Origin of the sequence: Kosakonia oryzendophytica, from assembly GCF_027886705.1 — a bacterium.
Classification (GTDB): domain Bacteria; phylum Pseudomonadota; class Gammaproteobacteria; order Enterobacterales; family Enterobacteriaceae; genus Kosakonia; species Kosakonia oryzendophytica.
The window spans coordinates 1,724,173-1,740,824 of record NZ_CP115659.1 but is presented as its reverse complement, the minus strand read 5'-3'; the positions used below and the strand labels follow the sequence as shown (position 1 = coordinate 1,740,824).

The following is a 16,652-nucleotide window of genomic DNA, read 5'->3' as shown; positions in this document are numbered from 1 at the left end:
TCCTGCCCGGCGTGAAGAAGGGATGCCGGGCAGGCATCTGACTTCCCTACGCTGGCATTATCCAGATCAGGTAATACGGGTATTTCTCAGCCTTCACAAAGAAGGGCACCCCGAGTCAAAAGGACAGTGCGTCCCGGTCAGCAGATTAAGGGAATGGACAGGTGAACACAAGCGGGTTAAATAACCTGCCGCGGGTGAAGCGGCAGCGAAGAGGCCCCGCCAGCGACAACGATACGTGCATCGCCCGCGGCAGGTTGCAGCAGAGAAATCAGTGATGTGGGTCAGGCCAGCAGCGCATCTGCCGGTGCCCTATCCTCATTAGCAGATCGAACACGCTAAGACCGACACCCTGATTTTCTCTTTTGCCGTATAAGTGCTGCTCCGTTTTACGGGTTTTTCATCACTAAGGGGTTGTCTACCCTTATTGGTATCAACAGAAACCCTGTGTTAACGGAGTATGTATGAAAGCTATCGCCATTACCCACGCTGCCCGGCACGGCAGCAACCTGGATTTCCTCACCGACATCGACCTGCCACAACCTGAGGCCCACGGCCACGACCTGCTGATTGAAGTCAAGGCCGTGTCTGTTAACCCGGTAGATACCAAAGTTCGCGCCGGTTTCAACGCCGATACGCCACGTGTACTGGGCTGGGACGCCGTGGGCGTCGTGAAAGCGGTGGGCGAAGCCGTGACCCTTTTTCAGCCAGGAGATGAAGTCTGGTACGCCGGGGCGCTAACCCGTCCGGGCAGTAATAGCGAATATCAATTAGTGGATGAACGTATTGCAGCGCTGAAACCGAAAACACTGGATAACGCATCCGCCGCCGCCCTGCCCTTAACGGCCATTACGGCCTGGGAATTGCTGTTCGATCGTCTGGGCGTGCAGGAAAAGGGTAACGAAGGCGACGTGTTGTTGATTGTTGGCGCGGCAGGCGGTGTCGGATCTATCCTCACACAACTGGCACGTAAGCTGACACGTCTGACGGTGATTGGCACCGCGTCGCGACCTGCCAGCCAGCAGTGGGTGAAGGAGCGCGGCGCGCATTATGTGATTGACCATAGCAAGCCACTGACGGAAGAGCTGGCGCGTATTGGCATCAAACAGGTTAGCCATGTCGCCAGCCTGACAAACACCGAGGATCACTACCAGCAATTGATCAATGCGCTACAACCCCAAGGCAAGCTGGCGCTGATTGACGACCCGCAAAGCCTTGACGCGCTGCCGCTGAAAGTTAAAAGCATTTCACTGCACTGGGAGTTTATGTTTACCCGCTCCATGTTCACCACGGCGGACATCATTGCCCAGCATCAGTTGCTAACCCGCGTGGCAACGTTGATTGATGAGGGCGTGTTAAAAACCACCCTTGGCGAACACTTTGGCGCGATTAACGCCGCAAACCTGCGTAAAGCTCATGCGCTGCTCGAAAGCCAGCGCGCGGTGGGTAAAATCGTGCTGGAAGGCTTTGACAACTGATCTCTTGCCAGGATTATTCTCAAACGTTACAAGCGGATAGCCAAAACCGGTGTCCGCTTTTCCTGCTTTCTCCTGGGTTTGCTTACACTTTTTACCAAAGCGTTATTTTTTCGTTGTTGCTCAGCCGTAAGTTAACAGCAATGATGACCTGCGAATTTATGCAACTACGTGAAATGGATAAGAACAACCTGGAGAGAGTATGCGTAAAACAAAAATGATGCTTCTGGGCGCCCTGTTGGCAACCGCCAGTTCCGCGTTTGCCGCACCGCAAACCACCGCTGCTACAGGGCCGCAATCGTACGAGATTAACGAATTCGTCGCTGACTTCACGAAATTCCACATTGGCGATGTGGTACCGGAAATGTACCGCAGCCAGGAGTACAACATCAAACAGTGGCAGTTGCGTAACCTGCCCGCACCCGATGCCGGCAGCCACTGGACCTATATGGGCGGTAACTATGTGCTCATTACCGACGCTGACGGTAAAATTCTCAAAGCCTATAATGGCGACATCTTCTACCACCGCTAAGTAAGGAACACCTGTGAATATCCGCCGCTGGCAGGAAAGCGATCGGCCATTTTTACGCACCCTCTATTTGCGCGCCCGAAAAAGCAGTTGGACGTGGCTCGACAGCAGTGCGTGGCAGCTGGAAGATTTCGACGCTGTCACCCTCGGTGAAGCCATCTGGGTAGCGGAAGAGGATGGGCACCGGATGGGGTTCGCCTCAGTCTATGAGAACGATAATTTCCTGCACAACCTTTTTGTGGATCCGGACTTTCAGGGGAGAGGCGTGGGTAGCGCATTGCTCAAGCATGCGCAGTCAACGTTTACCCACACCGGGGCGCTGAAGTGTTTGTCGCTTAACGAAGGGGCGCTGAAATTCTATCAGCGCCACGGCTGGCATGTCGAAGCACAGGGCGTCTCGCCGCAAGGGGACTATTTGTTGATGCACTATGTGCTGAAACCGTGATCGTCGGCGGCCAGATTTACCCCCTGACGCCAATCTGTTTCTCCAGGCCTGATGCGCTCAACGCCATCAGGCCTCTATTTTTACACGGCGCGGAAAGCAATATCGCCTGGGATCACTTCACCCTGCCAGTAAAGCTGCGCGGCAACGCGCCCGGCAAGCTGGCGGTACAGCGCGGTAAACTCGCTGTCCGGGCGGCTGACCACGGTGGGCGTGCCTTTATCGAGATCTTCACGTAACGTGATGTGCAGCGGCAACTGACCTAACAGCTGCGTATGGTATTGCTGCGCCAGTTTCTCTGCGCCGCCGGTGCCAAAAATCGGTTCATGGTGACCGCAATGGCTGCAAATATGCACGCTCATGTTTTCCACGATGCCCAGCACTGGCACCTCAACTTTCTCAAACATGACGATGCCTTTTTTGGCATCAATCAGCGCGATATCCTGCGGCGTGGTCACCACCAGCGCGCCCGTCACCGGGATGTTTTGCGCCAGCGTCAGTTGGATGTCACCGGTGCCTGGCGGCATATCCAGCACCAGATAATCCAGATCCGGCCACATCGACTCCTGCAACAGTTGCAGCAGCGCCTTGCTGGCCATCGGGCCACGCCAGACCATGGCGTTATCGTCGGTCACCAGATAACCGATAGAGTTGGTTGCCAACCCGTGCGCCATGATCGGCGCCATATGCGTACCGTCTGGCGAAGTGGGACGCTGATCTTCCGCTCCCAGCATTACCGGAATAGATGGCCCGTAAATATCGGCATCGAGAATACCGACTTTCGCCCCTTCCGCCGACAGCGCCAGCGCCAGGTTAACCGCCGTCGACGACTTCCCTACCCCGCCTTTGCCAGAGCTGACGGCAATGATGTTCTTCACACCGTTAACGCCCGGCTGATTTTTCACGCGTTTTAACGTGGCGATGTTGTAAGAGAGTTTCCAGTCAATGGCTTGCGCACCTGTTATGCGCAGCAGCTCCGCGCTACATTGCGTCTGCAATTCGCCAAATGCACTGCGCCAGACAAACGGCATAACCAGTTCGATATGCAGGGTCTCGTCCAGCCAGGCGACATGGTGCAGCGCTTTCAGCGCGGTGAGATTGTGCTTCAGGGTTGGGTGCTGAAAATTTGCCAGCGTCCCGGCGACCATCGCACGTAAGGCTTCCGGGGATTTGGCCTGGGATTGCGAACTCATCCCGACTCCTTTGTAGTTGTTCTGAAAACGACATTGTAGCCACTCAGTTTACCCTGGGGGTAATAATTATCCATTTATGGATTAATGCCCTTATCGCTTGGCGCGATTGTTCCCCTTTTGGTACTATCGATACCCCTTTTTCTCAAGAAGATGTAATGCCCACTATGACTCAAGTCGCGAAGAAAATTCTGGTAACGTGCGCTTTGCCGTACGCCAACGGCTCCATCCACCTCGGCCATATGCTGGAGCACATCCAGGCTGATGTCTGGGTCCGTTACCAGCGAATGCGCGGCCATCAGGTCAATTTCATCTGCGCCGACGATGCGCACGGTACGCCGATCATGCTGAAAGCACAGCAGCTTGGCATCACGCCGGAGCAGATGATTGCCGAAATGAGTCAGGAGCATCAGACCGATTTCGCTGGCTTCAATATCAGCTACGACAACTATCACTCCACGCACAGCGACGAGAACCGCGAGCTGTCGGAGCTGATTTACACGCGCCTGAAAGAGAACGGCTTTATTAAAAACCGCACCATCTCTCAGCTTTACGATCCGGAAAAAGGCATGTTCCTGCCGGACCGTTTTGTAAAAGGTACCTGCCCGAAATGTAAATCACCGGATCAGTACGGCGATAACTGCGAAGTGTGTGGCGCGACCTACAGCCCGACCGAGCTTATCGAACCGAAATCCGTGGTTTCCGGCGCGACCCCGGTGATGCGTGACTCTGAACACTTCTTCTTTGATCTGCCCTCTTTCAGCGAAATGCTGCAAGCATGGACCCGTAGCGGCGCGCTGCAGGAGCAAGTGGCTAACAAAATGCAGGAGTGGTTCGAATCTGGCCTGCAACAGTGGGATATCTCCCGCGATGCGCCCTACTTCGGTTTCGAAATCCCGAATGCGCCGGGCAAATATTTCTACGTCTGGCTGGACGCGCCGATCGGCTACATGGGGTCGTTCAAAAACCTGTGTGACAAACGCAGCGATCTGAACTTTGATGACTGGTGGAAGAAAGAGTCCGACGCCGAGCTGTATCACTTTATCGGTAAAGACATCGTTTATTTCCACAGCTTGTTCTGGCCTGCGATGCTGGAAGGCAGTGGTTTCCGTAAACCGACCAACCTGTTCGTCCACGGTTATGTGACGGTGAATGGCGCGAAGATGTCCAAATCCCGCGGCACCTTTATCAAAGCCAGCACCTGGCTGAACCACTTCGATGCCGACAGCCTTCGCTACTACTACGCCGCGAAACTCTCTTCGCGCATTGATGATATTGACCTGAACCTGGAAGATTTTATCCAGCGCGTGAATGCCGATATCGTCAACAAAGTGGTGAACCTTGCCTCCCGTAACGCTGGCTTTATCGCCAAGCGTTTTGACGGCGTGCTGGCGGCGGAACTGGCGGATCCACAGTTGTACAAAACCTTTACCGATGCCGCAGCCACCATTGGCGAAGCATGGGAAAGCCGCGAGTTTGGTAAAGCGGTGCGTGAAATTATGGCGCTGGCGGATGTGGCAAACCGTTATGTCGATGAGCAGGCTCCGTGGGTGGTGGCAAAACAGGAAGGTCGCGATGCCGACCTGCAGGCGATCTGCTCAATGGGCATCAACCTGTTCCGCGTGTTGCTGACTTATCTGAAGCCCGTACTGCCATCGCTGGCGGAGCGTGCAGAAGCGTTCCTGAACACCACGCTTACGTGGGATGCTATTGACCAGCCGTTGCTGAGTCACAAAGTCAACGCCTTCAAAGCGCTGTATAACCGCATTGAGATGAAACAGGTGGAAGCACTGGTGGAAGCGTCCAAAGAAGAAGTGAAAGCGGCCGCCGCACCGGCGACTGGCGAACTGGCGGACAACCCGATTCAGGAGACCATCAGTTTTGATGATTTCGCCAAAGTCGATCTGCGCGTGGCGCTGATTGAGAACGCCGAATTCGTTGAAGGTTCCGATAAGCTGTTGCGCCTGACGCTGGATCTGGACGGTGAAAAACGCAACGTCTTCTCCGGTATTCGCTCTGCGTACCCGGATCCGTCGGCGCTGATTGGTCGCCTGACAGTGATGGTCGCCAACCTCGCACCGCGTAAAATGCGCTTCGGCATCTCTGAAGGGATGGTGATGGCGGCAGGCCCTGGCGGGAAAGATATCTTCCTGTTAAGCCCTGACAGCGGCGCAAAAGCAGGCCAGCAGGTCAAATAAATCAAAAAGGCGCTGATATCAGCGCCTTTTTTCTATACTGAACAGACTCAACGAGACACAGGGGAATATCGTGAAATTCAGTCAACTTATTGCCGCACTCTTTTCTGTCGCGTTACTGCTCGGCCTGAGCGGCTGCGAGGAAAAAGAGCAGAGTAAATCCTTTCAGTGGTCCGGGCAGGGTACAGAAATGACGCTGACCTATTACTATAAAGATGACAAAGTGCTGCGCCAGACGGCAAACAATAAATTTGACTACGCCGCCGTCGGTGTGAAAAGCAAAGAAGAGGCAAAAAGCATCCTCGGTCCTGTCAGCCAGAAATACCAGAACATAAAAGGCATCACGGAAAAGGTGGATTATCAGGACACCTACGCGCTGGAAACACTGAATGTGGATTACAGCACGGTGAATTTTGCCGATTTGAGCGCCCTGCAGGGTGCGGAATTCACCGGCGAGGTGAAAGACGGCATCAGCATGAAAAAATCAGAAGCGTTGTTGAAAGCGCGCGGCTTTAAAGAAGTGAAATAAGCGGCATTGCCCGAAAGCGTCAACGCTTTCGGGGCTGCAACGGGCTCCTGCACAGGCCGGATAAGGCACAGCCGCTATCCGGTCTGTTTGCGTTATTTCTGTGGTTTTTGCCCTTTCACCGCTAAGCCGCGCAGGAAGTAACGCAAAAACTGGTCGCCGCATTCACGGAAATTCTTATGCTCCGGCGAACGCATCATGGCGGTGATTTCTGGCATCGAAACGCGGAATTGCTGGGCGGTGAGGATCGCCAGAATATCGTCCGTCTTTAATGAAAAGGCGATGCGCAGCTTCTTCAGCACAATATTGTTATTCAGCTTACGCTCAGCAACCAGTGGCGGCGCACTCTCATCCTTGCCGCGTTTTTCGTAGATCAGGCCGTTCAGAAAAGCGGACAACACAATATCCGGACACGGCTGATAACCGGCCTCATCCTCTTTGCGCAGCCAGGGGGCTAACTGTTCGACGGTGACGGGCGTGTCCGCCAGCGCCAGGATCCGCACCAGTGCAGCATTGTCCACTTGCAGGGTGTAACGCAGGCTGCGCAGGATATCGTTATTAAGCATCTTGTTTCCCGGAAATGATGAACCAGCGCGCAGTTTAGGCATCGTGCAGGAATTTACAACCCCAGCGCCTCTTTTAAATTTTTCAGATAGCGGCGACTTACCGGCACCGTCAGGCCATCGCGCAGCAATAACTCCGCCTGCCCGTTATCTTCAAGACGAATTTCTTTCAGGTGCGCCAGATTCACCAGATACTGACGATGACAGCGGATCAGCGGCGTACGGCTCTCCAGCGTTCGCAAGGTCAGCTCGGTAAACCCCTCTTTGCCTTCATGACTGGTCACATACACCCCGCTCATCCGGCTACTGACAAACGCCACCTCTTCCATCTGCAACAGCCAGATTCGGCTATGCCCGGTGCAGGGAATAAACTTCAGCGCGTCCTGATTTTCCGGCAATACGGAAACATCCTGCTCATTACGCTCCTGGCGCAGACGGGTGAGCGTTTTCTCCAGCCGGCGTGCTTCAATGGGTTTAAGCAGATAATCAAACGCGTGCTCTTCAAAGGCCTGCACTGCGTATTCATCAAAGGCGGTCAGAAACACCACATAAGGCCGGTTTTCCGGATCCAGCATACCGACCATTTCCAGCCCACTGATGCGCGGCATTTGAATATCCAGAAACAGGACATCCGGGCGCAGCTTGTGCACCGCGCCAATGGCTTCAACCGCATTGCTGCACTCACCCACAATCTCAATATCGCTCTCTTCCTGAAGCAGAATACGCAGGTTTTCCCGGGCCAGCGGTTCATCATCAACAATCAGCACTTTTAACATGCGTGTTCCTCCAGCGGGAGTCGTAAGGTAATGCGGGTAAAGATGTCCGGCTCACAGGCGATAGTTATCCCGCACTCGTTACCGTAACGGGCGCGTAAGCGCTTATCCACCAGGCTCATGCCCAACCCACTGGCGTCACCTTTCGGCTGATACAACCCCGCGTTATCTTCAATCGCCAGCAGCAGATGTTGCCCGTCAAGACTGGCGTTGATGGAAATTTCGCCGACGCCAAGCAGTTGTGAAGTGCCGTGTTTAATGGCGTTTTCCACGATCGGCTGTAGGGTAAAGGCGGGCAGATGCAGATGTGCAAGCGTTTCGGGCACATGTAACTGCACCTGTAAACGCGACTGAAAACGCGCTTTTTCAATTTGCAGATACGCATTCACGTGCTCGATTTCGTCCGCCAGCGTGACAATCTCCGATGGCCGTTTCAGATTTTTACGAAAGAAAGTCGACAGATACTGCACCAACAACCCGGCCTGATCGCTATCCCGGCGGATCACCGCTTTCAGCGTATTCAGCGCGTTAAACAAGAAATGCGGGTTAACCTGCGCGTGCAACAGTTTGATTTCTGACTGGGTAAGCAGCGCTTTCTGACGTTCATACTGCCCGGCCAGGATCTGCGCCGACAACAACTGGGCAATCCCTTCCCCCAGGGTGCGGTTGATAGAGCTGAAGAGGCGATTCTTCGCCTCATACAATTTAATGGTACCCACCACGCGCTGGTTCTCACCGCGTAAGGGGATCACCAGCGTAGAGCCTAATTTGCAATGGGGATGCAGCGAGCAGCGGTACGGCACTTCGTTGCCGTCGGCATAAACCACCTCCCCGGTCTCAATAGCGCGTTGCGTCCACACCGAGGAGATTGGCCGCCCGGGCAGATGGTGATCGTCACCGATGCCGGTAAACGCCAACAATTTTTCGCGATCGGTGATCGCCACTGCACCGATTTCCAGCTCTTTATACAGCACCTGCGCCACTTTCATGCTGTTCACTTCATTAAAGCCCTGGCGCAAAAAACCTTCTGTTGAGGCGGCGACTTTCAACGCAGTGGCGGAAAATGCCGAGGTGTATTTTTCAAACATGGCGCGCTTATCCAACAGGATGCGCATAAACAGCGCGGCGCCCACGGTATTGGTCACCATCATCGGTGCGGCGATGCTCTGCACCAGGTGCAGCGCGCTGTCGAACGGCCGGGCTATCAACAGAATAATCAGCATCTGTATCAGCTCCGCCACGCAGGTCACCGCGCCTGCGGTAAACGGGCTAAACACCAGATCGGTGCGCCCGCGCTTGATCAGAATGCTGTGCATCAGGCCACCGAGCAGCCCTTCGACAAAGGTGGAGATCATACAGCTGAGCGCCGTCATGCCGCCCATCGAGTAGCGATGCAAACCGCCGGTTAACCCCACCAACCCACCAACCAGCGGGCCGCCAAGCAGCCCGCCCATTACTGCGCCAATTGCGCGGGTATTGGCAATAGAGTCTTCAATGTGCAGACCAAAATAGGTGCCGAGAATGCAAAAAATGGAGAAGGTGACATAGCACAACAGCTTGTGCGGCAGACGTACCGTGACCTGCATCAGCGGAATAAACAGACGCGTTTTGCTCATCAGCCAGGCGATGACTAAAAACACGCACATTTGCTGGAGCAGTAACAACACCAGATTAAACTCGTACATACCCGCCAAACCACATCAACTGAAAGCGCGTAACATACAGGGAGTCGCTTCGCGTTTCTTTGAAGCTTTCCAAAAAAATGCCAAATCGTGCTCGCTATCACAAAGTTATCTTAGGAATTGAATACATAACGCAAATTTTCACCCCCAAGCCCGTCCACGAGAAACAACAGCTACAGTTAGCATGGGGAGAGTGCAGGCAAAGGTGAAACCATGGCGCTTTACACGATCGGCGAAGTGGCAGTGTTGTGTGATATTAACCCCGTGACGCTGCGCGCCTGGCAGCGACGATACGGATTATTAAAGCCCCAGCGCACGGATGGCGGGCACCGCCTGTTTACCGATGCGGATATTGACCGCATCCGGGAAATCCAGCGCTGGATAGACAGCGGTGTGCAGGTCAGTAAAGTACGCGCGCTGCTCTACAACGAAACGGAAGAGGCACATAACGGCTGGCGCGCCCAGCAGGAAACCGTGCTGCACTATTTGCAGGAGGGCAACCTCAACAGGCTGCATGTGTGGATCAAAGAGTGCACCCGCGACTACCCCGCCCGAACGCTGAACACCTCGCTCTTCGCTCCGTTACGCCGCCGTTTGCAAAGCGCCCAACCGGCATTGCTGGGTCTGCTGGATGGCGTCCTCATCAACCATATCTCTGTTTGTCTGGCATCGGCGCGGAAAAAGAATGAGAAAGGCGCGCTGGTGATCGGCTGGAATGTGCAGGACACCACACAGCTGTGGCTGGAGGGCTGGATGGCAAGCCAGCAGGGCTGGCGGGTGGATGTGTTGCCCCATTCACTGCCGCAGGTACGCCCGGAGATGTTCGAGGGTCAGACCTTGTTAGTCTGGTGCGGTGAAACGCCGACAGCTACGCAGCAACAACAACTACGGGCATGGCGCGACGACGGCCATCCGGTCCACCTTCTCGGTATTTAATGTTTTATCAACAACCCGGCTCCCTTTATACTACGCGTCTTAACAAAAGGAGCGAAAAATGAAGCCTGGTAAAATTATCGTCATCACCCTTTTTCTGCTGATGGCGATCGGTGGAATCAGCGGCGTGATGCTGGCGGGTTATTCGTTTATTGTACGTGGCGGTGCCGGTTAAGCAGGCGCGCCAGCCGCTCAAACCCTCTGTCGACAATGATCGCCGCCAGCGCGACCAGCACCGCTCCTTGCACAACATACGCCGTATTAAACCCGCTTAAGCCGATGATGATCGGCGTACCGAGGGTGCTGGCCCCCACCGTTGAGGCAATAGTCGCGGTGCCGATATTAATGATGACCGATGTTCTTACTCCGGCGATGATCACCGGCGCCGCGAGCGGCAACTCCACCTTCAACAAACGCTGCGTGCCGCTCATTCCCATGCCCTGCGCCACGCTTTGCACACCGTCGGGAACAGCCGCAATGCCTGCCAGCGTACCCTGCAAAATCGGCAGCACGCCATACAGCACCAGCGCAATGATCGCCGGTTCTTTGCCAAATCCCATGACCGGGACCGCAATGGCCAGCACCGCCACGGGTGGAAAGGTTTGCCCCACCGCCGCGATGGTCTCCGCCAGTGGGCGAAACTCACGCCCGGCCGGACGTGTCACCGCGACAGCCACCCCGACGCCAATCACGATGGCAATCGCGCTCGAAACGGCCACCAGCGAGAAATGTGCGGCGGTAAGTGCCAGGAAACTCTCCTGTAAATAGACCGGGCGCGGCAACTGCGGGAACAACGCGCCAAATACCCCGGCGCTTTGCGGCAACCAGAGCAGCAGCGCAACAAACAACGCCACCAACCATAACAACGGATCACGCAGGTATGTCACCGGAGGCCTCCACACGCAGCAGATCGCGAAAATGCAGCGTACCGCAGGGTTGCCCCTGCGCATCGCAGACAGGTAACACATCGCACTGGCGAGCAACAAAGGCCGACAACGCTTCGCGCAGTGACATATCATCACGCAGCGGCTCGCCGTCTACTGGCTGCTCGTGTCGCAGATAGCCACGCACCTGGCGAAGTGACAACAGGCGAACACCCAGCTCGCTGCGGCCAAAAAACTCACGCACAAAATCGTTACGCGGCGCGGTCAGCATGTCCAGCGGCGTCCCCTGCTGCACCACTTCGCCGCTATCCATTAACACCAGATGATCGGCAAGTTGCAGCGCCTCATCAATATCATGCGTCACCAACACAATGGTGCGCCCAAGCAGACGGTGAATGCGCACCATCTCCTGTTGTAAGGCCGCGCGCGTCACCGGATCTAACGCACCAAACGGCTCGTCCATTAATAATACTTCCGGATCCGCCGCCAGCGCTCTGGCCACACCGACCCGCTGCTGTTGCCCGCCGGAAAGCTGATGCGGGAAACGTTCGCGCAGCGACGACTCCAGCCCCAGCAGTGCCATCAACTCATCCACACGGGCATTGCTTTTGCTCCGCGACCACTTTTGCAAATGCAGCACGGTGGCAATGTTTTGCGCTACGGTCCAGTGCGGAAACAGGCCAATCGATTGAATGGCGTACCCCATACGGCGGCGAAGCGCAAGAACCGGCTGTTGGCGGATATCCTCCCCGGCAAACAGAATGGTTCCTTCGTCGTGCTCCACCAGCCGGTTAATCATCTTCAGCGTGGTGGACTTGCCGGAACCCGAGGTGCCAATCAGCACGGAAAACGCACCGGTTTTAAAGTGTAAATTAAGGTTGTTCACCGCCCGCTGCCCGGCGAAAATTTTACTGACGTTGTTAAACTCAATCATGGCTGTTTCACCTTCAGCAGCGCTAACCCTAATCCGAACAACGCATCCACGACAACCGCCAGCGCAATCACCGGAATAACCCCCAATAGCACCAGATCCAGCGCACTGCTTAGCAGCCCCTGGAAAACCAGCGCGCCAAACCCACCTGCACCAATCAATGCGGCGATCACTGCCATTCCCACGGTCTGCACCGAGACCACCCGCATACTACGCAGCAACAGGGGCAACGCCAGCGGCACACGCACATGCCAGAAGCGCTGGCGGGCGCTCATGCCCATCGCACTGGCGCTTTCCAGCACCTCCTGCGGCACCTGGTTCAGCCCCGCCACTACACCGCGCACCATCGGCAACAATGCATAGAGAATAAGTGCAATCAGCGCGGGGGTCAGACCCGTTCCGGCAATACCGAAACGCGACAACCACGGGAAATGCAGTACCAGCCCGGCGAGCGGCGCAATCAGCAGACCAAACAGCGCGACCGAGGGAACCGTCTGGATCACATTGAGGATGGCGAACACCGGCCCCTGGCGCAGCGGATGGCGGTAGCACCACAAACCGATGGCAAAGCCGATCGCCAGCGCAGGCAACAGCGTACCCAGCAACAACGTCAGGTGTTGTGCCAGTGCATCGTTGAACACATCCTGGCGGTTTGCGTATTCGCGCAGCAGTGAGAGATTATCCAGCTCGCCGCTGAGCAGCAGAAAAAGCGGCAGCGCCCAAATCTGGGCGTGCAGCAGCCAGCGCCAGACCGGATGCGCGGCAAAACGTCGAATGGCGTCGCTACAGATCAGCAACGCCAGCGCCAGCCACAGCCACCACCCGCTGCCGGGCGAGGTACGGGCCAGCGCACTGCCGCTTTGCGCAAGATCCGTCGCCGCACGGCCTGCGCTCCAGACCAGCAGCCAGACCAACGCTTCCGCCAGCATCAACGTCGCCACCTGCGCGCCACGCCCCGGCACAAAACTGAGTACCAGCATCAGACACGGCAGCAGCAACCACAGCGCCGAAAAAAGCTGCCACAGCGCCCGACTCTCACCGGAGACCAGACGGTTGGGCGCATAGTTAATAAACGGCAACCCTGTCGCCGCCAGCGCCAGTATCACCAATAACAACAGCACGCGGTTATGGCAGCGTAATGACCCTTCCATCACGCGGCTTATTTCACCAGGCCTTTTTCTTTCAGATAATCCGCTGCCACTTTCTTCGCATCCAGCCCTTCAACGGCAATGCTGGCGTTCAGTTTTTGCAGGGTTTTCTCATCCAGGCTGGCAAAAACAGGCTTCAGCCACGCATCCAGTTGCGGATAAGCTTTCAGTACGGCTTCGCGCACGACCGGGGTGGGCGCATAGATGGGCTGCACGCCTTTCGGGTCGCTCAGCGTTTGCAGCCCCAGCGCAGCAACCGGGCCGTCGGTGCCGTAAGCCATTGCCGCATTCACCCCGGATGTTTGCTGCGCTGCCGCTTTAATCGTCACCGCCGTATCGCCGCCCGCCAGCGACAACAATTGATCCTGCTTGAGGGTGAAGTTGTAGGCTTTTTCAAATGCCGGCAGCGCATCGGTACGTTCAATAAATTCCGCCGATGCCGCCAGTTTGAATACGCCGCCCGCTTTCAGATAGCGGCTGAGATCCTCAAGAGACTTAAGTTGATTTTTCTGCGCCACATCCTGGCGCACCGCAATGGTCCAGGTGTTATTGGCAGGCGCTGGCGTCAGCCATACCAGCTTGTTCTGCTCAGCATCGAGCTTTTTCACTTTCTCGTAGCCCTGCTGCGCATTTTTCCAGGCGGCATCATTCTCATCTTTAAAGAAAAACGCGCCATTACCGGTGTACTCCGGGTAGATATCCAGCTCACCCGAGGTGATCGCCCCGCGGACTACGGGTGTAGTACCAAGCTGGACTTTATTGACTGTTTTTACGCCATGACTTTCCAGTACCTGCAAAATAATATTGCCCAGCAGCGCGCCTTCGGTATCGATTTTAGAACCGACTTTAATGGGTTCCGCCGCCTGCAAAGGTAAGCTCACACTGGCTATCAGCGCCAGTGAGCAGGCAATCTTCTTCGTGATTGTCATTGTCTTTTCCTCAGTTTTACTGCCTTTTTCAGCAGGTTGAGAAAAAAGCGTAGCTGAAAAATGGCGGCTTTGTCGCGTTAACCATTTAAACGATAAAGGAATAAGGTATAGCGAAGAAAATCGGGCCGGTTTCCCGGCCCGAAAAGGATTAGCGGAGTTCGAATTCGCCCTGTTTAACGCGGGCGGAGTCGACGCCGATAAAGACATTGAATTTGCCAGGTTCCGCGTCGTATTTCATGCGCTGATTCCAGAACTTCAGCGCATCAACATCAATCGGGAAGCTGACGGTTTTGGTTTCACCCGGCTTCAGGTTCACCTTGTCAAAACCACGCAGTTGTTTCACCGGGCGGCTCATGGAGGCCGTCACATCCTGCACATACATCTGCAGCACGGTTTGACCTTCACGCTTACCGGTGTTCGTCACCTGCACACTGGCCGTTACTTTGCCTGTGCGTGTCAGGATCGGTGCGGACATTTTCACATCGGAAACGCTAAACGTGGTGTAACTCAGACCATAACCAAACGGATACAGCGGGCCGTTAGCTTCGTCGAAGTAACGGGAGGTGTATTTGTTCGGCTTATCGGCATCGTACGGACGACCGGTATTAAGGTGGCTGTAATAGACCGGGATCTGCCCGACCGAGCGCGGGAAGGACATGGGTAACTTACCGGACGGGTTGTAATCGCCAAACAGCACATCGGCAATCGCGTTACCGCCTTCCGTACCGGCAAACCAGGTTTCGAGGATTGCATCCGCTTGCTGATCTTCTTTGACCAGTGCCAGCGGGCGACCATTCATCAGCACCAGCACCAGTGGTTTACCGGTGGCTTTCAGCGCGGCGATCAAATCTTTCTGGCTCTGTGGAATGGTGATATTGGTGCGACTTGAGGCTTCATGCGCCATCCCCTGCGCTTCACCCACAACAGCCACCACGACATCCGATTTCTGCGCCGCAGCCACGGCTTCATCGATCATCGCTTTCGGCGAACGGGGGTCAACCACCACCGCCGGCTCATACAGGTTAAGGAAGTTAACGATGTCTTTGTCGTTGGTAACGTTCGCGCCTTTAGCGTAAATCACGTTGCCTTTACCAGCCAGCGCATTACGGATGCCGGTAAGCACGGTAACGGACTGATCGGCCACGCCTGCTGCAGACCAGCTTCCCATCGAGTCACGCTTGCTGTCCGCCAGCGGCCCAATCACCGCCACGGTACCGGATTTTTTCAGCGGCAGCGTGTCGAGGCGGTTTTTCAACAGCACCAGACTTTCCCGCGTCACTTCACGCGCTTCTTTGCGATGTAAACGGCTCTCGGCATTGGTGTCTTGCGGATCGCTCTCTTTCGGTCCCAGGTGGCTGTAGGGATCGTTAAACAACCCCATATCGTATTTCACATTCAGTACATGGCGAGTCGCATCATCCAGTTCCGCCATGGTCACTTTGCCGGATTTCACCAGCCCGGGCAGATACTTGCTGTAGTACTCATCGCTCATGCTCATATTGATGCCGGACTTCAGCGCCACGCGCACGGCGTCTTCCGGATCGGCAGCAGTGCCGTGTTTAATCAGCTCTTTGATTGCGCCATGGTCGGAAATGGTGATGCCCTTAAAGCCCCACTCGTCACGCAGCAGATCTTTCAGCAACCAGGCATCCGAAGAAGCAGGCGTGCCGTTGAGCGAGTTGAGCGCCACCATTACCCCACCACTCCCGGCATCCAGCGCCGCTTTATAGGGAGGCATATAGTCGTTGAACAGACGCTGTGGGCTCATGTCCACCGTGTTGTACTCTTTGCCGCCTTCCACCGCGCCATACGCCGCGAAGTGCTTCACGCTGGTCATCACCGAGTAGCGGTCTGCCGGGCTTTTGCCCTGCATCGCTTCGACCATCGTGCGCCCCATGGTTTCCGTCAGATACGTATCTTCACCGAACCCTTCGGAGACACGTCCCCAGCGCGGATCGCGGGAAACATCCACCATCGGTGCCCAGGTCATGTTCAGGCCGTCATCAGCGGCTTCATAGGCCGACACCCGGCCAACGGTTTTTACCGCCTCAAGGTTAAAACTGGAGGCCAGTCCGAGGCTAATCGGGAACACGGTACGTTGACCATGAACCACATCGTAGGCGAAAAAGAGCGGAATTTTCAGACGGCTAAGCTGCATCGCCTGATCCTGCATGGCGCGGATATCCTGCCGGGTAACGGTGTTAAAAATGGCACCCACCTGGCTCACTTTGATCATGTCGCGAATCGCCTCTTTTGGGTTATCCGGACCGACACTGATCAGGCGTAGCTGGCCAATTTTTTCATCAACAGTCATTTTTTTGAGCAAGTCGGTGACAAATGCATCCCTTGCTTCCGGCGTCAGCGGATGGTTGCCGAACATCTCATCCGCCAGTGCGGGTTGCAGCGCAAGGCTCACGGCGACACCTACAGAACATAGCCATTTCATGTCGTTTTA

16 protein-coding genes and 1 riboswitch are annotated in these 16,652 nt (G+C 55.6%); of the genes, 7 read left to right on the top strand and 9 right to left on the bottom strand.

Annotated features, from left to right (window positions below; translation table 11 throughout):
* Positions 1–26 precede the first annotated feature (26 nt).
* A riboswitch (TPP riboswitch) is annotated at positions 27–123 on the bottom strand.
* 338 nt (positions 124–461) lie between these two features.
* The 3 genes from O9K67_RS08415 to O9K67_RS08405 all read left to right on the top strand — a co-directional run bounded on the left by O9K67_RS08415 (position 462) and on the right by O9K67_RS08405 (position 2,446).
* Positions 462–1,475, top strand: a complete 1,014-nt coding sequence (locus tag O9K67_RS08415; protein ID WP_061494036.1) for a zinc-binding alcohol dehydrogenase family protein — start codon at positions 462–464, stop codon at positions 1,473–1,475.
* Between the two features lie 199 nt (positions 1,476–1,674).
* Positions 1,675–2,004 (top strand): RcnB family protein, encoded by a 330-nt coding sequence (locus O9K67_RS08410; protein WP_061494035.1) that lies wholly within the window; start codon positions 1,675–1,677, stop codon positions 2,002–2,004.
* A 13-nt stretch (positions 2,005–2,017) separates the two neighbouring features.
* A complete protein-coding gene (locus O9K67_RS08405) occupies positions 2,018–2,446 on the top strand; it encodes a GNAT family N-acetyltransferase (protein WP_061494034.1) in 429 nt (142 codons plus the stop codon).
* 80 nt (positions 2,447–2,526) lie between these two features.
* On the opposite strand, the gene apbC is transcribed toward O9K67_RS08405, so the two are convergent.
* On the bottom strand, positions 2,527–3,636 hold the full coding sequence (gene apbC / locus O9K67_RS08400; protein ID WP_061494033.1) for an iron-sulfur cluster carrier protein ApbC: 1,110 nt from the start codon (positions 3,634–3,636) through the stop codon (positions 2,527–2,529).
* A gap of 164 nt (positions 3,637–3,800) precedes the next feature.
* Between apbC and metG the strand changes: the two genes are divergently transcribed.
* Both metG and O9K67_RS08390 read left to right on the top strand, forming a co-directional pair.
* On the top strand, positions 3,801–5,831 hold the full coding sequence (gene metG, locus O9K67_RS08395) for a methionine--tRNA ligase (protein WP_061499854.1): 2,031 nt from the start codon (positions 3,801–3,803) through the stop codon (positions 5,829–5,831).
* 70 nt (positions 5,832–5,901) lie between these two features.
* Positions 5,902–6,357, top strand: coding sequence for a YehR family lipoprotein (locus O9K67_RS08390; RefSeq protein WP_061494032.1), 456 nt, complete (start codon positions 5,902–5,904; stop codon positions 6,355–6,357).
* A gap of 92 nt (positions 6,358–6,449) precedes the next feature.
* On the opposite strand, the gene O9K67_RS08385 is transcribed toward O9K67_RS08390, so the two are convergent.
* The 3 genes from O9K67_RS08385 to O9K67_RS08375 are packed head-to-tail and all read right to left on the bottom strand — an operon-like array spanning position 6,450 to position 9,375.
* Positions 6,450–6,920, bottom strand: coding sequence for a YehS family protein (locus tag O9K67_RS08385; RefSeq protein WP_061494031.1), 471 nt, complete (start codon positions 6,918–6,920; stop codon positions 6,450–6,452).
* A gap of 53 nt (positions 6,921–6,973) precedes the next feature.
* Positions 6,974–7,693: a two-component system response regulator BtsR gene (btsR, locus tag O9K67_RS08380; RefSeq protein ID WP_061494030.1), complete on the bottom strand. Its 720-nt coding sequence runs from the start codon at positions 7,691–7,693 to the stop codon at positions 6,974–6,976.
* On the bottom strand, positions 7,687–9,375 hold the full coding sequence (locus O9K67_RS08375; RefSeq protein WP_061494029.1) for a sensor histidine kinase: 1,689 nt from the start codon (positions 9,373–9,375) through the stop codon (positions 7,687–7,689). The genes btsR and O9K67_RS08375 overlap by 7 nt, the downstream gene beginning before the upstream one ends.
* A gap of 210 nt (positions 9,376–9,585) precedes the next feature.
* Between O9K67_RS08375 and mlrA the strand changes: the two genes are divergently transcribed.
* Entirely contained in the window at positions 9,586–10,308 is a 723-nt protein-coding gene (mlrA, locus tag O9K67_RS08370; RefSeq protein WP_061494028.1) for an HTH-type transcriptional regulator MlrA, read from the top strand.
* Between the two features lie 58 nt (positions 10,309–10,366).
* Complete coding sequence (locus O9K67_RS08365) at positions 10,367–10,480, top strand: protein YohO (RefSeq protein ID WP_071889924.1); 114 nt, start codon at positions 10,367–10,369, stop codon at positions 10,478–10,480.
* On the opposite strand, the gene O9K67_RS08360 is transcribed toward O9K67_RS08365, so the two are convergent.
* From O9K67_RS08360 to bglX, 5 genes are all read right to left on the bottom strand, one after another.
* Positions 10,455–11,192 (bottom strand): ABC transporter permease, encoded by a 738-nt coding sequence (locus O9K67_RS08360; protein ID WP_061494027.1) that lies wholly within the window; start codon positions 11,190–11,192, stop codon positions 10,455–10,457. The two genes, O9K67_RS08365 and O9K67_RS08360, sit on opposite strands and share 26 nt — an antisense overlap.
* Positions 11,176–12,123, bottom strand: a complete 948-nt coding sequence (locus tag O9K67_RS08355) for an ABC transporter ATP-binding protein (protein ID WP_061494026.1) — start codon at positions 12,121–12,123, stop codon at positions 11,176–11,178. The genes O9K67_RS08360 and O9K67_RS08355 overlap by 17 nt, the downstream gene beginning before the upstream one ends.
* Positions 12,120–13,271, bottom strand: coding sequence for an ABC transporter permease (locus O9K67_RS08350; RefSeq protein ID WP_061494025.1), 1,152 nt, complete (start codon positions 13,269–13,271; stop codon positions 12,120–12,122). The genes O9K67_RS08355 and O9K67_RS08350 overlap by 4 nt, the downstream gene beginning before the upstream one ends.
* An 8-nt stretch (positions 13,272–13,279) precedes the next feature.
* Positions 13,280–14,197, bottom strand: coding sequence for a glycine betaine ABC transporter substrate-binding protein OsmF (osmF, locus tag O9K67_RS08345; protein WP_061494024.1), 918 nt, complete (start codon positions 14,195–14,197; stop codon positions 13,280–13,282).
* 148 nt (positions 14,198–14,345) lie between these two features.
* Positions 14,346–16,643 carry a beta-glucosidase BglX gene (gene bglX / locus O9K67_RS08340; RefSeq protein ID WP_061494023.1) on the bottom strand — a complete coding sequence of 766 codons (2,298 nt, stop codon included), beginning with the start codon at positions 16,641–16,643 and terminating at the stop codon, positions 14,346–14,348.
* Positions 16,644–16,652 lie beyond the last annotated feature (9 nt).

Coding starts and splice junctions, on each gene's coding strand:
- O9K67_RS08415 (WP_061494036.1), top strand. CDS start 462: ATGAAAGCTATCGCCATTACCCACGCTGCCCGGCACGGCAGCAACCTG.
- btsR (WP_061494030.1), bottom strand. CDS start 7,693: ATGTTAAAAGTGCTGATTGTTGATGATGAACCGCTGGCCCGGGAAAAC.
- mlrA (WP_061494028.1), top strand. CDS start 9,586: ATGGCGCTTTACACGATCGGCGAAGTGGCAGTGTTGTGTGATATTAAC.
- apbC (WP_061494033.1), bottom strand. CDS start 3,636: ATGAGTTCGCAATCCCAGGCCAAATCCCCGGAAGCCTTACGTGCGATG.
- O9K67_RS08385 (WP_061494031.1), bottom strand. CDS start 6,920: ATGCTTAATAACGATATCCTGCGCAGCCTGCGTTACACCCTGCAAGTG.
- O9K67_RS08355 (WP_061494026.1), bottom strand. CDS start 12,123: ATGATTGAGTTTAACAACGTCAGTAAAATTTTCGCCGGGCAGCGGGCG.
- O9K67_RS08375 (WP_061494029.1), bottom strand. CDS start 9,375: ATGTACGAGTTTAATCTGGTGTTGTTACTGCTCCAGCAAATGTGCGTG.
- O9K67_RS08350 (WP_061494025.1), bottom strand. CDS start 13,271: ATGGAAGGGTCATTACGCTGCCATAACCGCGTGCTGTTGTTATTGGTG.
- O9K67_RS08410 (WP_061494035.1), top strand. CDS start 1,675: ATGCGTAAAACAAAAATGATGCTTCTGGGCGCCCTGTTGGCAACCGCC.
- O9K67_RS08365 (WP_071889924.1), top strand. CDS start 10,367: ATGAAGCCTGGTAAAATTATCGTCATCACCCTTTTTCTGCTGATGGCG.
- osmF (WP_061494024.1), bottom strand. CDS start 14,197: ATGACAATCACGAAGAAGATTGCCTGCTCACTGGCGCTGATAGCCAGT.
- metG (WP_061499854.1), top strand. CDS start 3,801: ATGACTCAAGTCGCGAAGAAAATTCTGGTAACGTGCGCTTTGCCGTAC.
- bglX (WP_061494023.1), bottom strand. CDS start 16,643: ATGAAATGGCTATGTTCTGTAGGTGTCGCCGTGAGCCTTGCGCTGCAA.